The organism is Agrobacterium leguminum (assembly GCF_005144435.2).
GTDB lineage: Bacteria > Pseudomonadota > Alphaproteobacteria > Rhizobiales > Rhizobiaceae > Agrobacterium > Agrobacterium leguminum.
This window is the reverse complement of record NZ_CP120211.1, coordinates 2,226,750-2,240,923: the sequence shown is the minus strand read 5'-3', so window position 1 is coordinate 2,240,923 and position 14,174 is coordinate 2,226,750. Positions and strand designations below refer to the sequence as shown.

Annotated in this window: 13 protein-coding genes; 7 read left to right on the top strand and 6 right to left on the bottom strand. The window is 61.2% G+C overall.

The features are described 5' to 3' along the window. Positions 1 to 35: 35 nt before the first annotated feature. Entirely contained in the window at positions 36 to 1,076 is a 1,041-nt protein-coding gene (locus CFBP4996_RS10965; protein WP_080853086.1) for a dipeptidase, read from the bottom strand. A 234-nt stretch (positions 1,077 to 1,310) separates the two neighbouring features. On the opposite strand from CFBP4996_RS10965, the gene CFBP4996_RS10960 reads away from it, so the two are divergent. The 7 genes from CFBP4996_RS10960 to CFBP4996_RS10930 all read left to right on the top strand — a co-directional run bounded on the left by CFBP4996_RS10960 (position 1,311) and on the right by CFBP4996_RS10930 (position 9,125). After that, the gene (locus CFBP4996_RS10960) at positions 1,311 to 2,906 is read left to right on the top strand and encodes an ABC transporter substrate-binding protein (protein WP_080850899.1); all 1,596 of its coding nucleotides are present in this window, start codon (positions 1,311 to 1,313) and stop codon (positions 2,904 to 2,906) included. Positions 2,907 to 2,908: 2 nt separating this feature from the next. Next, the gene (locus tag CFBP4996_RS10955; RefSeq protein WP_162935974.1) at positions 2,909 to 3,922 is read left to right on the top strand and encodes an ABC transporter permease; all 1,014 of its coding nucleotides are present in this window, start codon (positions 2,909 to 2,911) and stop codon (positions 3,920 to 3,922) included. After that, a complete protein-coding gene (nikC, locus tag CFBP4996_RS10950; protein ID WP_035224430.1) occupies positions 3,919 to 4,821 on the top strand; it encodes a nickel transporter permease in 903 nt (300 codons plus the stop codon). The genes CFBP4996_RS10955 and nikC overlap by 4 nt, the downstream gene beginning before the upstream one ends. A 3-nt stretch (positions 4,822 to 4,824) precedes the next feature. Continuing rightward, positions 4,825 to 5,655, top strand: a complete 831-nt coding sequence (locus tag CFBP4996_RS10945; RefSeq protein ID WP_080850903.1) for an ABC transporter ATP-binding protein — start codon at positions 4,825 to 4,827, stop codon at positions 5,653 to 5,655. Further along, entirely contained in the window at positions 5,652 to 6,392 is a 741-nt protein-coding gene (locus CFBP4996_RS10940; protein ID WP_080850905.1) for an ABC transporter ATP-binding protein, read from the top strand. The genes CFBP4996_RS10945 and CFBP4996_RS10940 overlap by 4 nt, the downstream gene beginning before the upstream one ends. A 240-nt stretch (positions 6,393 to 6,632) precedes the next feature. Next, entirely contained in the window at positions 6,633 to 8,144 is a 1,512-nt protein-coding gene (locus tag CFBP4996_RS10935) for a serine hydrolase domain-containing protein (RefSeq protein WP_080853087.1), read from the top strand. 84 nt (positions 8,145 to 8,228) lie between these two features. Beyond that, entirely contained in the window at positions 8,229 to 9,125 is an 897-nt protein-coding gene (locus tag CFBP4996_RS10930; protein ID WP_080850907.1) for a LysR substrate-binding domain-containing protein, read from the top strand. Positions 9,126 to 9,188: 63 nt separating this feature from the next. Here the strand turns inward: CFBP4996_RS10930 and CFBP4996_RS10925 are convergent, their stop codons facing one another. The 5 genes from CFBP4996_RS10925 to CFBP4996_RS10905 all read right to left on the bottom strand — a co-directional run bounded on the left by CFBP4996_RS10925 (position 9,189) and on the right by CFBP4996_RS10905 (position 14,167). After that, positions 9,189 to 10,055 carry a D-amino-acid transaminase gene (locus CFBP4996_RS10925; protein WP_080850909.1) on the bottom strand — a complete coding sequence of 289 codons (867 nt, stop codon included), beginning with the start codon at positions 10,053 to 10,055 and terminating at the stop codon, positions 9,189 to 9,191. Positions 10,056 to 10,075: 20 nt separating this feature from the next. Beyond that, entirely contained in the window at positions 10,076 to 11,134 is a 1,059-nt protein-coding gene (locus tag CFBP4996_RS10920; RefSeq protein ID WP_080850911.1) for a P1 family peptidase, read from the bottom strand. 142 nt (positions 11,135 to 11,276) lie between these two features. Continuing rightward, entirely contained in the window at positions 11,277 to 12,236 is a 960-nt protein-coding gene (locus CFBP4996_RS10915; protein WP_080850913.1) for a sugar kinase, read from the bottom strand. Positions 12,237 to 12,257: 21 nt separating this feature from the next. Beyond that, the gene (locus CFBP4996_RS10910; RefSeq protein ID WP_080850915.1) at positions 12,258 to 13,316 is read right to left on the bottom strand and encodes an ABC transporter ATP-binding protein; all 1,059 of its coding nucleotides are present in this window, start codon (positions 13,314 to 13,316) and stop codon (positions 12,258 to 12,260) included. Between the two features lie 29 nt (positions 13,317 to 13,345). Continuing rightward, positions 13,346 to 14,167, bottom strand: coding sequence for a carbohydrate ABC transporter permease (locus tag CFBP4996_RS10905; RefSeq protein WP_031233854.1), 822 nt, complete (start codon positions 14,165 to 14,167; stop codon positions 13,346 to 13,348). Positions 14,168 to 14,174: the final 7 nt, after the last annotated feature.

Here is a 14,174-nt window from a genome sequence, read left to right as displayed (position 1 = left end):
CGGCGCTTTGCGCCGGAGATAAGTTGCAATATGCCTCACGCGCCCCAGGTTTTTTCCAGCACGCGAATCCAGTTGCCGTGGCAGATTTTGGCAAGCGCCTCGTCGTCATAACCACCCTTGCGCAGGGCTTCGACCAGCAATTGCAGATCGGCTGCGTCCTTCATGGCGGCGGGAATGGTGGTGCCGTCGAAATCCGAACCGAGCGCGACGTGATCGATGCCGATGCGGTTAACGATATAGTCTACGTGGCGGACGAGTTCGTTGAGATCGGTGTCCGGATTTTTCATGCCGTCCTGACGCAGGAACAGAACGCCGAAATTGATGCCGGCAAGGCCGCCCGTGTCGCGGATGGCGTCAAGCTGACGATCCGTCAGGTTGCGGCTGTGATTGCACAGCGCATAGGCGTTGGAGTGCGACGCCACCAGCGGCGCGTCGGAAATCCCGGCAATGTCCCAGAAGCCCTGCTCGTTCATGTGCGACAGGTCGACCATGATCTTCAGCTCGTTGCAGGTCTTTATCAGCCGCTTGCCGGCATCCGTGAGACCGGGGCCGATATCCGGCGTCGAGGGGAAACGGAAGGGAACGCCGTAAGCGAAAATGTTCGGGCGGCTCCAGACCGGCCCGAGCGTGCGCAGGCCCGCTTCGTAGAGGACGTGGAGAGCATCCAGATCGGCGCCGATCGCCTCCGCACCTTCGATATGGAAGACGGAAGCGAAAGCGCCTTTCGCCATGGCGTTGCGGATATCGGCGGCCGTGCGGCAGACCTTGAGCGCGCCTGCGGATTGTTTCTCGGCCCGGAACAAAAGGCCGGCCATGGCAAGCGTCGCCTTCAGCGCATCCGCCTCGGTCGGCGTCGGGTAGTCGCCGTTGGCGTCCTTGTCCATGCTGGGCGAGGGCACATAGGCGGCGCAGAGGCCACCGGCCAGGCCGCCCTTCTTCGCGCGCGGCAGGTCGATGTGGCCGACAGTATCCCCTTCGATGAGAAGCGTTTCGGGGGAAGCATTGCCCGATCGCCATAACCGCAGCAGCACGTCGTTGTGGCCGTCGAAGACGGGTACGGTTTTTTGATCGGTCATGGTCATTCACCTTCGGAAATGGGATTGCGCGGACGCGCGTGCGGACGAGTTTTCTGAATTGGTAGAGGAAAGGTCAAGGCGGGAGCAAATGCAATCCGTGCATAGGCTCTGCCAAATTTGGAATTGGTCGGGCCTCGTTTGCTCTGGTAATCGCGGGAAAACATAAAAAAAATGACTGGATTGGGGCAAACCCATACCGTTTTCCGAAAAATAAGGTCCGAAAGGGGATTTTCGATGATTTCAAGACGCAACCTGCTGATTGCCGGCGCTGCCGTTCCGTTCCTGTCCTATGCGCGCATTCCCGCCTTTGCCGCGACGCCGAAGGATATTCTGGTTGTCGCCCAGCAACTGGACAATATGACGAGCCTTGACCCACATGAAGGTTTCGAAGCCGTCGGCGGTGAAATCATCTCCAACATGTATCAGAAGCTGGTGCGCGCCAACCGCGAGGATTCCACCAAGGTCGATCCGGTCATCGCGAAATCCTGGGAAGCCGATGCGGACAGCAAGGTCTTCACCTTCACGATCGGTGACGAAGCGACCTTCGCGAGCGGTGCGAAAGTGACCGCGGAAGACGTCGCCTTCTCGCTGCAGCGCGCCATCAAGATGAACAAGAGCCCGGCCTTCATCATCAGCCAGTTCGGCTTCACGCCCGACAATGCCGAGACGACCATCGTTGCCACTGATGACAAGACGGTGAAGCTGACGACGGCAAAGCCGACCGCCATCTCCTTCCTGCTTTATTGCCTCTCCGCCAATATCGGCGCGATCGTCGAAAAGAAGGCGGTTCTCGCCAATGCTTCTGGCGAAGACCTGGGCAATGGCTGGCTGCAGAAGAACAGCGCCGGCTCCGGCGACTTCGTGCTGCAGGCCTGGAAGCCGAGCGAAAGCGTTGCGCTCACCGTCAATCCGAACGGTCCTTACAAGGGCAATATCAAGCGCATCATCCTGCGCCATGTCACCGATCCGTCTTCCCAGCTTCTGATGCTGCAGAAGGGCGATATCGACATTGCCCGCGACCTGACCTCCGAGCAGCTGCGCACGGTCAAGGACGATGCGAATATCGAACTGGAGCGCAAGTCCATTGCCTCGCTGGTGCTGATCTCGCTCAACCAGGGCAATGAGAACCTCGCCAAGCCGCAGGTCTGGCAGGCCATCAAGTGGGCGCTGGACTACAAGGGCATGCAGGAAAACATCGTGCCGCTGACGCACGAAATCCACCAGAGCTTCGAGCCGAAGGGCTTCCCCGGCGCCGTCAACGACATCCCGTACCAGCGCGACGTCGAAAAGGCCAAGGCACTGATGGCCGAGGCCGGTCTTGCCGACGGTTTCGAAATCAGCATGGATCACTATTCCGCCCAGCCTTACCCGGATCTGGCGCAGGCCATCCAGGCAAACCTTGCCGATATCGGCATCAAGGTTCGTCTGCAATCGGCTGAAAACCGTCAGGTTCTGACCAAGATGCGCGCCCGCGAACACCAGATGGCGCTTTCCGCGTGGGGCACGGATTATTTCGATCCGCATTCCAACGCCGATGTCTTCAACATCAACAAGGACAATGGCGACGACGCCAAGTCGAAGCCCTTCCTGTGGCGTTCGCGTTTCAAGAACGACGATTTCGCCGCCAAGGCGGAAGCCGCCCGTGACGAGAAGGACCCGGCAAAGCGCGTGGAGCTTTATGAAGCCCTGCAGCGCGAGCACATGCAGAACAGCCCGTTCGTGTTCATGTTCCAGACCACGAAGACGGCTGCCTTCCGCAAGGGCGTATCCGGTTTCGAACTCGGTGTTCTCTCCGAGGGCAATTCCTACCACGATGCGAAGAAAGCGTGACATTGAACAAGCGCGTCAAAAGCATATCGTCGATACTGGGCAGCGTCATTCTGACGCTGTTCGGTTTGATGGTCATCACCTTCATGATCGGGCGCGTCATGCCCGTCGATCCCGTCATCGCGGCGGTTGGCGACAACGCGCCCGAAGACGTCATCGTGCGCGTGCGGGCCGAAATGGGCCTCGACCAGCCGCTGGTCGTGCAGTTCTTCCATTATGTCTCGCAGGTCCTGCATGGCGATTTCGGCAATTCGATCCTGACCCGCAATCCGGTCTGGATCGATATCAAGCGCGTTTTCCCCGCCACTTTTGAACTTGCCACCGCAGCACTTATCCTCGCAGCGCTTATCGGCATTCCGCTCGGTGTCTGGGCCGCCGTGAAGCAGGGCAAGCTGACCGACCAGGTCATCCGCGTCGTCTGCCTTGCCGGTCACTCCGTACCGGTCTTCATGCTGGCGCTGATTTCGCTGCTCGTCTTTTACGCCACGCTTGGCGTCGCACCGGGGCCGGGCCGGCAGGACATCATCTATGACGGCATGATCACGCAGGTCACCGGCCTGATGACGGTCGACACGCTGCTTGCCGGCGACTGGGACGCCTTTTACGACGCCATCGCCCATATGGTGCAGCCCGTCTGCATTCTCGCCTATTTCAGCATGGCCTATATCACCCGCATGACGCGCGCCTTCATGATCGACGCGTTGAAAGGCGAATATGTCATCACCGCCCGGGCCAAGGGGCTTTCGGCCATGACCGTCATCTGGGGCCACGCCTTCCCGACGGTCGCCGTGCAGCTCGTCACGGTTCTGGCGCTCACCTATGCCGGTCTTCTCGAAGGCGCCGTGGTGACGGAAACCGTCTTCAGCTGGCCGGGCCTTGGCCAATATCTCACCGTCTCGCTCATGAACGCGGACATGAACCCCGTCGTCGGAGCAACCCTGTTGATCGGCCTGATCTATGTCGGCCTCAACCTGCTCGCAGACGTGCTTTACCGAGTAATGGATCCCCGCGTTCGATGATGTTAGCTAATTTCAGAAACTGGGCTCTGGATGAGACGCCGCATTCCCGCACACAGGCTGCCTGGGGAAACCGGTATCGTATCTGGCTGAACCTCAAGTCCAACCCGCTGGCGGTGATCGGTCTGACCATCATCGTCGTTTTCATCGCACTGTCGCTGCTGGCGCCGTTCATCGCGCCTTACGATCCGGCCGTGCAGAACCTCGGCAACCGCCTTGCCTTCCCGAGTGCCGAGCACTGGTTCGGCACGGATGAGCTTGGCCGCGACATTCTTTCGCGCATCCTTTACGGCGGCCGCGTCACGCTCGGCATGGTCATTGCCGTCGTCGTTCTCGTGGCGCCCATCGGCCTCGCCATCGGCTGCATCGCCGGTTATTTCGGCGGCATCGTCGATACGGTGCTGATGCGGGTGACGGACGTATTCCTGGCTTTCCCGCGCCTTATCCTCGCGCTCGCCTTCGTCGCTGCGTTGAAGCCCGGCGTTGAAAGCGCCATTCTCGCCATCGCGCTCACCGCATGGCCGCCCTATGCGCGTCTTGCCCGCGCCGAAACCATGACGGTTCGTGGCAGCGACTTCGTTGCGGCCTACCGGCTGACCGGCGCTTCCGCCTGGCGCATCATCGCCCGGCATATCGCGCCGCTCTGCGTGCCGAGCCTTATCGTCCGCATCACGCTCGACATGAGCTCGATCATCATCACCGCCGCCAGCCTCGGCTTCCTCGGCATGGGTGCGCAGCCGCCTTCGCCGGAATGGGGCGCGATGATCGCCACCGCCAAGCGCTTCATCTTCGAACAATGGTGGGTCGCCACCATTCCCGGCATCGCCATCTTCCTCGTTTCGCTCGCCTTCAACTTCCTCGGCGATGGCCTGCGCGACGTTCTCGACCCGAAGGGACATTGAGCCATGCTGGTCGAAATCGAAAATCTGAAGATCGCATTCCAGACCCGCACCAGCCGTTTCGAGGCGGTGCGTGGTGTTTCCATGAAACTCGGCACTGAAAAGCTTGGCATCGTCGGTGAATCCGGCTCCGGCAAGAGCCTGACGGCGCGCGCGCTGATGAAGCTTCTGCCCTCCAATGCCGATATCCGCGCCGACAAGCTTGCCTTCGACGGTATCGATGTGCTGTCTGCCAGCGAAAGGCAGATGCGCCAGATCCGCGGAAAGCGGGCGGGCTTCATCCTGCAGGACCCGAAATATTCGCTGAACCCGGTGAAGACCATGGGTGCGCAGATCGCGGAAGCCTGGCGGGCCCATAAGGGCGGCAGCAAGCGCGCCGCGATGGAAGCGGCAATCGCCCTGCTCGATCAGGTGAAGATCCGCAATCCGCGCCAGGTCGCCTCTTCCTATGCGCATGAGGTTTCCGGCGGCATGGGCCAGCGCGTGATGATCGCCATGATGCTCGCGCCCGATCCGGAACTTCTGATTGCCGACGAGCCGACCAGCGCGCTCGACGCCACGGTGCAGGCGGAAATCCTGCGGCTGATCGAGGAGCTGGTGTCGGAACGCGGCATGGGCCTTATTCTCATCAGCCACGATCTACCGCTCGTTTCGCATTTCTGCGACCGCGTCGCTGTCATGTATTCAGGCCGGGTGATGGAGGAACTGAAGGCTTCCGAGCTTTTGAAAGCCCAGCATCCTTACACGCAGGGACTTCTGAACTGCATTCCCTCGCTGACGCATCCGCGCGAGCGTCTTCCCGTTCTCAACCGTGATGCAGCGTGGTCCAGCCAATGATCGATGTCGAAAACCTCCGTATCAAGTTCGGCGACCGCGAAGTGGTGAAGGGCGTGTCCTTTTCGGTGGAAAAGGGCGGCAGCTTCGGCATCGTCGGCGAAAGCGGCTCGGGCAAGTCCACCATCCTGCGCGCCATGGCCGGCCTCAACGAAAGCTGGGAAGGCCGCATCGCCTTTGCCGGCAAGGATGCACCGCTGAGGCGCACGCCGGAATTCTTCCGGCAGGTGCAGATGGTGTTTCAGGATCCCTACGGCTCACTGCATCCGCGCCAGACCATTGACCGCATTCTCAGCGAATTGCCGCTGGTGCACGGCATGGACAATATCGAAAAGCGCATCCAACAGGCTTTGTCCGACGTGGCGCTGCCGCAGGCGGTACGTTTCCGGTTCCCGCACCAGCTTTCCGGCGGCCAGCGCCAGCGTGTGGCGATTGCCCGCGCGCTGATCGCGGACCCGCAGGTGCTGCTGCTGGATGAGCCGACTTCGGCGCTCGATGTGTCGGTGCAGGCGGAAATCCTGAACCTGTTGCAGGACCTGCGCGCGGCGCGCAACCTCACCTATATTCTCGTCAGCCATAATCTGGCGGTCATTGCGCATCTGTGCCCGCAGGTTGGTGTGATGCTGAATGGCGAAATGGTGGAGCAGCTGAGTGCGGACGATCTGCGCGAGGGCCGCACGAAACATCCGCATACGGAAGAGCTGCGCAGCCTGAGCATCCGGCTGGAAGAGCCGGCCTGACGGCCGGTCACCCGGCCAACGTTACACATGGATCGAGCGGGTGCCGCTCGCTTCTTCTCCCCGAGGGGGAGAAGGTCGCGGCAGCGGGATGAGGGGGCAAGCTCTCCGAAATCCGGCGACGTTTCCCCCTCATCCGACCCTTCGGGCCACCTTCTCCCCCTCGGGGAGAAGAAACAAGCGGCGATGCCGGTGACAAAACCGTTGTCCGCGCGCGCTGCAATAGAGACACGAGACCGAACCATGCCACAGCAATTCGACTGGAACGCCGCTTCAACCCTTTCAGAGAGCTTCGTCTCGCAATGGGCGGGCAACGAGCCGGGCGGCGCCGTCATTGGTTTCGATCTCGACAGCATCCGTTTCGCCCATGCTGGCGGGGTTGAGAGCCTTTCGACCTTTGCGCCCTTCACGCCCAAAAGCGTGGTGCGTTATGCCTCCGTCACCAAACATGCCTTCTGCGCCATGGTGCTTGCCCATTCCGATCTGATCGGGCTTGACGATCCGCTCGGCAAGCATCTGCCGGAACTGCAATCGCCACTCCGCGACGTGACGGTCGGGCAGGCGCTGGATATGAGCGGTGGCCTGCCGGATACGCGCGAGTGCCTCTCATTGCTCGGTCTTTCCGTTTACACGGAAACCAAGGCCGGCCCGCTTCTCGACTACCTGTCGCGGTTGACCCGGCTGAATTTCGATGCCGGCAGCGAGGTTTCCTATTCCAATACCGGTTACCGTCTGGTGGAAGCGGCGCTCGAGCGCCGGGGTTTCCGTTTCGATGATTTCGTGCAGACGCAGATCGCCGGGCCGTTCGGCGTGTTTCTCAAGGCGCCGGATGTCTGGAACGATCCTGTCGACGGGCTGGTGCCGGGTTACTGGAAGGCTGAAGACAACTGGCAGCTTTCGGCGGCCGGCCTGCATATTTCTGCTTCCGGCAGCCTTGCAGGCAGTGCCGAAGCACTTACCCGTTGGTTGCAGGGTCTGATGCGCGGCGAGGGCAGCTGCGCGGGTGTTCTTGACGCGCTTTCGGCCGAGCGGCCGCTGGCCGATGGGCGAATGAGCGAATATGGCCTCGGCCTGCGCTGGTCGCATCTCGGTGACAGGCGCTTCGTCGGCCATGGCGGTTCGCATCCGGGCTACAAGACCTATTTCCTGCTCGATCCGGAAAATGGCACGGGTTTTGTCGTGGTCTCGAACCGAGAGGACACCAACGGCTTCAAGATCGCGCTTGAAAGCATGGCGGCCCTCACCGGCCTGCCTTTGCCCAAGCCGGCCGCCAGCCTGCCGGAAGGCCTTTACGTGACCGAAAGCGGGCCGTGGTGGCTGGAAATCAAGGGCAGCACATCCACTTTCATCGATGGTGACGACACGCTTTATGAGGACGTGGACGGCTGGGTCTCTTCCCGCTCCGCATCTTCTCCGATGCGTCTCAGGTTAGACGGTGATGCCATTGTCGGTGAGGCCGGTCACGCCGCCCGCCGTTTCCTGCCGGTCGGCGATCATGCCGTGCCGGATGATCTTTCGGGCTCGTGGCGCTCCGATGAGGGCGCCGAATTTTCGATCAGCGGCTCGTTGCTGACGATGGGCATCGGCCCGACGCGTCGCAGCATGCCTCTGAAGGCGCTCGGCAATGGCCGTTTTCTCTTCACGCTGATTGATGGGCCGTGGACGAAGCGCGTCTGCCTCAATCGTCTGGGCGATGACCGGATCGAGCTGGTTTCCAGCCGGGCGCGGATGGTCGAATATTCGAGGGCTGTTTAAAAGAGTTTCATTCACATCCCATTGCTCCTAATAAAGACGCTTTCCGAATGAACGGATAGGATATTGTTGGTGGGAGTGTGAGCCGTGGAAGTCAAATGGCTCGAGGATTTCCTGGCGCTGGCCGGAACGCTCAATTTCTCGAAGGCGGCGGATGAGCGGCATGTGACGCAATCCGCCTTCAGCCGGCGCATCAAGCAGCTGGAAGCCTGGGTGGGCGCGACGCTGGTTGACCGCGCCTCCTATCCTTCCCGGTTGACCGAAGCAGGTGTGAAATTCGTGCCGGTGGCGCAGGAAACGCTGAAGCAGCTTTATCATGCCCGGCGCACGCTTCTTCAGGAAGAGGGGGCGGATGCCAGAACGGTGCGGCTGACGGCGCTGCATACCCTGTCCTTCACCTTCTTTCCCGACTGGCTGAAACGGGTGAACGAGAAGGCGGGGCCGCTGTTTTCAGTGTTGAGGCCCGATTCCGGTAGCATGGAGGAAAATCTCAATTCGCTGGTGGACGGGCAGAGCGATTTCCTTCTGACCTATGCCCATCCCGAAGTGCCGATGCTGCTCGATGCGCAGACCTTCGAGTTCCGCGTGCTGGGTGCGGAAAACATCATTCCCGTTTCCGCGCCGGCGAAAGGTGGTTCACCGCTGCATGAACTCGTGGAAAATGCGCGAAAACCCTTTGCCTATCTGGACTATGAAAAGGCCTCGTTCTTCGGGCCGTTGCTGCGCGATCTGCTCAGCGCGCGCCTGCCGCAATTCGAGCGGGTGCATGAGGGCAGCATGTCGGTGGGGCTGAAAGCCATGGCGATGGCCGGCTGGGGTGTCGCCTGGGTGCCGGAAAGCCTGATGCGGCACGAGCTGGACAGCCGCGCGCTGGTGCGTGCCGCCGATGACAGTTTCGATATTGCCGTCGATATCCGGCTTTATCGTTCCAAAGAGAACCGCCGGCCCGTTGTCGAGCGTATATGGGCGGTTCTCGAAGGCTAGAGCATTTCCAGGAAAAGTGGCTCCGGTTTTCCGTCCGGAAATGCGACAAACAAAAGCTTTCGATCAGATCGCGGTGCGGCGGGCGTTTTCCAGATAGAGCGCGCGCAGACGGCTGACGAGCGGGCCGGGCTTGCCATTGCCAACCGGCTTGCCGTCGATCTTCGTCACCGAAACCACGAAGTTGGAGGCGCTCGTCAGGCAGGCTTCATCGGCTTTCAGCGCCTCTTCCAGCGAGAAGGGCCGCTCTTCCAGCGTGAAACCGGCTTCCCTGGCCAGTTGCAGGGCGGCGAGGCGGGTGCAGCCGGGCAGGGTCTTGTTGCTGTTGCCGCGGGTGACGATCTTCTTGTCGCCGGTGATGATATAGGCGGTGGAGGAAGCGCCTTCGGTGACGAAACCATCCTCGATCATCCACGCCTCGTCGCAGCCTTCGGCCTTGGCGATGCGCTTTGCCATGACCTGCGGCAAAAGGCAGACGGTCTTGATATCGCGGCGTTCCCAGCGCTGGTCGGGAACGGATTTAACGGCGATGCCGGCTTCCTCGACCGGGGTGCCGATCAGCTTCTTGGCCTGGGTGAACATGACCAGCGTTGGCTTCAGATCGGCGGAGAAGAGGAAGTTGCGGTCTTCGGCACCACGCGTCAGCTGCAGATAGATCATGCCTTCGACAAGGTTGTTGTCCGCGATCAGGCGGCGCTCGGCCTTGACGATCTCTTTCGTGGTGACCGGCAGCGGCACGTCGATTTCGCGGGCGCTGCGTTCCAGCCGGGCCATGTGCAGGTCGCTGTCGATCAGCTTGCCTTCCAGAACCGAGGTGACTTCATAAATACCGTCGCCGAACAGGAAACCGCGGTCGAAGATGGAAAGGCGGGCGTCCGCTTCGGGCAGGAATTCGCCGTTGACGTAAACGATGCGACCGGATTGGCTAGTCATGAAAACTCCGTCTGGAAAAGTCAGGCTGAAAGAAGGGTTTTAAGGGCGTCGATGGAAATGGCCTCGACCGTGGAGACCTTGCCGGTGCCGGCATTGAAGCCGGTTGTCGTATTGGCCGCGCAGAGCGAATTGAGGATTGCCTCTTCGGCTGCCTCTATCGCGGCTTCGAAGAGCGGCGAAATCGCATCGTTGGAAAGTTCTGGATAGTCTGCGACGGCCTTGCGGCGCGCGGGCGTGCGACGAAGGCGCTCATTGGTGGAAAATGCCAGTGCGTAGTCGCCGGAACCATTGCTGAGTGCTGCACCCGTGCGGGCCAGCCCACCGAAGCTTCTGGCCGCCAGACGCTTCAGATTGCGGGAGGAGAGCGGCGCATCGGTTGCGACAATGATGACGATCGAGCCGTCCTTGTCCTTATGCTCCGGGCTGACATAGGGCTTGCCGCAGACCAGCAGATGGCCGCCATAATTGGATTGCACCAGCACGCCGAGCGTATAGGTCTCCCCGGCGATGGTGACGATGCGGGATGCGGTGCCGATGCCGCCCTTCATGCCGAAAGCGACCGTACCGGTTCCGGCACCCACGCCGCCCTCGGCCACCGGGCCTGTGGCGGCGTTTTTCAGCGCGGCCGAGATTTCCTCAACGGTCGGGCGTCCGGCGCGGATGTCGTTGAGGCGGGAATCGTTGGTCTCGCCGACGACCGAGTTGATCGACACTACCTTTTCATTGCCCGGCTGCGACAGCGTATGGCGATTGATCGCCTCGATTGCCCGGCCCGTTGCCAGCGTGTTGGTGAGGATGATTGGTGTTTCGAGTTCGCCCAGTTCCTCGATCTGGGTCGATCCGGCAAATTTGCCGAAGCCGTTATAGACGGCGAAGGCGGCGGGCACCTTGTCCTGAAAGAGATTGCCGCCATGCGGCAGGATCGCGGTTGCGCCGGTGCGGATCGTGTCGCTTTCGATGACGGTCGAATGGCCGATGGTCACGCCTTCGACATCGGTGATGGCGTTGAGCGGGCCGGTCTCGAAATGGCCGGGCCGGAAACCGATATCGCGCAGTCTCGGGCGGGTCGTCTGATGCATCGGGCGATCACTTTTGCGGAATGCAGGCTGAAATTGGAGCGGGCGCGGCTTGCGAAAAGCTTTGCCTGTCCGAACGTTAGCCTAGTTCTCCGCGAAACGGCATCGCAAAAATGGAATAGTTTTATGCGGGCAATGGATGCGCTCAGGAGGCGCGCAACGCGGCTTCGCCTTCACGCTGCAGCCATTGCCGCATGGCTTCCTCGGTCTCTTCGCGCGTGGGTGCGCCGATGCGGCCGCCAAAGATCGTGCATTTCAGCGCGGCGGCAACGGAGGAGAGCCGGATGGCCGCACGGCTTTCCATACCCTCAGCCATCGCCAGCGCAAAGGTGCCGTGGAAGATATCGCCCGCCGCCAGCGTGTCCACCGCCTTAATCTGCATCGTCGTCTGGAAATGCACGGTCGGATCGCCGGCCTCTGTCCACCAGCAGCCCGCCGGTCCGGCGGTGACGGCGATGAATATCTGCGGATAGCGCGAATGCAGAACCGGCAGCATTTCCTTCACCGTTTCAAGTCCGGTGAGCCGGGCTGCGGCGGGTTCGGAAAAGACGATATGGGTTGCGGCGGGCGCAAGCTTCTCCAACGTTTCCACCGGCGCAACGTCGCCATCCAGAATGGCGGGTTTGCCAAGCGCGCGCGCCACGGTAAGCACATCAAGCGCCAGTTCCGGCCAGCGCACATCCACCAGAACGGCATCGAAAGGGGCAAGGCCTTCCGGCGTGCAGGAGCGTTTTTTCTCATGCAGCCGATGATCGTAAAAAGGCACGATCAGCCGCTCGCCGCGGTCGTCGATGATGATCGTCGAGAGTGCCGAGCGCGCGCCGGCGGCGATGGTCATGCCGGCAACATCGATGCCGCTTTCGGCGAGATCGCGCAGGATGCGGGTGCCGGTTTCGTCATCGCCCACCGCGCCCCAGAGGCTGGCGCGGCCGCCCATGCGATGCACGGCATAGGCGGCGCTCGACGCCATGCCTTCGGCGATCTGCAACATCTCGTAGGGCAAAACCTTGCCCTCACCCTTCGGCATGTCATGCACACGAAACAGGGTGTCCAGCACGGCGGCTCCGACGCACAGCACATGTTTGCCGCCCTGTTTGTCTGCCATGCTGTTCACTCCCGTCACCTGTCAGATGCGCTTGCCGCTGTCCTTGTCGAACAGATGCACGGTTGCCGGATCGATGGCAATGTGGATCGTATCGCCGAAGCGGACATTGAGGCGCTCGCGGAACAGGCAGGCGATGTCGTCGCCCTTGCAGTTCAGCTTGGCGTAGATTTCCGAGCCGGTGCCTTCGACCAGTTCTACACGGCCTTCGATGCCGGTCTCGGCGGCGCGGATGTGTTCCGGCCGCACGCCATAAACGAGGTCGCGGCCGCCGAGCGTGCCGAGATCGGCATTGGCGGGCAGCGGCAGGCTGAGGCCCTTTGCGGTGCGGAACACACCTTCTTCGACGCGGCCGCGAATGAAATTCATGGCGGGCGAGCCGATGAAACCGGCGACGAAGAGATTGGCGGGATTGTCGTAAAGCTCCAGCGGCGCGCCGATCTGCTCGATGACGCCATCATGCAACACCACGATCTTGTCGGCCATGGTCATGGCTTCCACCTGGTCGTGGGTGACATAGATGGTGGTCGTGCCGATGCGCTGGTGCATGGCCTTGATCTCGCCGCGCATCTGCACACGCAGCTTGGCGTCAAGGTTGGAAAGCGGCTCGTCGAACAGGAAAACCTGCGGGTCGCGCACCAGCGCGCGGCCCATGGCGACACGCTGGCGCTGGCCGCCGGAAAGCTGGCGCGGATAACGGTCGAGCAGCTTTTCCAGCCCCAGAATGGCGGCGGCCCTGTCGACCTTTGCCTTGGTTTCCTCGGCGCTCACCTTCTTCAGCTTCAGCGCGAAGCCCATATTGTCCTTGACCGTCATATGGGGATAAAGCGCGTAGTTCTGGAACACCATGGCGATATCGCGGTCGCGGGCGGGCAGGTGGCTGACCTCGCGCGCGCCAATGTGGATTTCGCCGTCGCTCAGCTCTTCCAATCCGGCGATCATGCGCAGCAGGGTGGATTTGCCGCAGCCGGAAGGGCCGACGAGCACGACGAATTCGCCATCCTTGATGTCGATATCGATGCCGTGGATGATGTTGACCGCGCCGAAGCGCTTTTGGACGTTCAGGATATTGACCGGTGCCATTGTAAAGGTTCCCGTTATAATTTGTGGGTTCAGCCGCCCTTGACGGCGCCAGCGGTCAGGCCCGCCACGATCTGTTTCTGTGCGAACATGGTCAGCAGCAGCACCGGCAGCGTGACGATGAGCGCGGCTGCGGCAAGCGGACCCCAGCTCACCTGTTCGAAGGAGAGCATGTTGTAGACCGCAACCGGCAGGGTCCGCGTTTCACGGCTGGCCAGCACGATGCCGAAGACGAAGTTGTTCCACGAGAAGATGACCGCGAGGATGAAGGAGACCACGATGCCGGGCTTGGCAATCGGCAGCGCCACCAGCCTGAACACCTGCCAGGAGGATGCGCCGTCGATGCTTGCGGCTTCTTCCAGCTCCTTCGGTGTGGTTTCGAAATAACCGATCATGATCCAAACGACGATAGGCACCGTCACGACAAGATGGATGATGATCTGCGGCCAGAGTGTGCCGAGCAGGTTCAGCCATTGGAACAGCAGGAACAGCGGAATGAGGAAGGAAAGGCCGGGCGTCATGCGGGCGATCATGATGACGACGGCGGATTTTTCCGCCTTCAGCCTTGCGATGCCGTAGCCGGCGGGCACACCGATGACAAGCGCCAGAATGGTGGCCGCACCGGTGACGAGGACCGAATTCCAGAAATAGAGGAAGAAATTATTCTCCTCGAACACCTTCACATAATTCGACCAGGCGAAGCGTTCGGGAATGAGGATCGGCGGGTAGGCGCCGTTGTCGATTTCATATTTCAGCGACAGTGAGATCATCCAGATGAAGAACAGGATGACCGGCGAGATCATCACCAGTGCCACGAAGAACAGGCCGATGCGATCAAGCGTCTTGCGTTTCAGGATTTTT

Coding starts and splice junctions, on each gene's coding strand:
- CFBP4996_RS10960 (WP_080850899.1), top strand. CDS start 1,311: ATGATTTCAAGACGCAACCTGCTGATTGCCGGCGCTGCCGTTCCGTTC.
- CFBP4996_RS10935 (WP_080853087.1), top strand. CDS start 6,633: ATGCCACAGCAATTCGACTGGAACGCCGCTTCAACCCTTTCAGAGAGC.
- CFBP4996_RS10915 (WP_080850913.1), bottom strand. CDS start 12,236: ATGGCAGACAAACAGGGCGGCAAACATGTGCTGTGCGTCGGAGCCGCC.
- CFBP4996_RS10910 (WP_080850915.1), bottom strand. CDS start 13,316: ATGGCACCGGTCAATATCCTGAACGTCCAAAAGCGCTTCGGCGCGGTC.
- nikC (WP_035224430.1), top strand. CDS start 3,919: ATGATGTTAGCTAATTTCAGAAACTGGGCTCTGGATGAGACGCCGCAT.
- CFBP4996_RS10965 (WP_080853086.1), bottom strand. CDS start 1,076: ATGACCGATCAAAAAACCGTACCCGTCTTCGACGGCCACAACGACGTG.
- CFBP4996_RS10920 (WP_080850911.1), bottom strand. CDS start 11,134: ATGCATCAGACGACCCGCCCGAGACTGCGCGATATCGGTTTCCGGCCC.
- CFBP4996_RS10940 (WP_080850905.1), top strand. CDS start 5,652: ATGATCGATGTCGAAAACCTCCGTATCAAGTTCGGCGACCGCGAAGTG.
- CFBP4996_RS10945 (WP_080850903.1), top strand. CDS start 4,825: ATGCTGGTCGAAATCGAAAATCTGAAGATCGCATTCCAGACCCGCACC.
- CFBP4996_RS10925 (WP_080850909.1), bottom strand. CDS start 10,055: ATGACTAGCCAATCCGGTCGCATCGTTTACGTCAACGGCGAATTCCTG.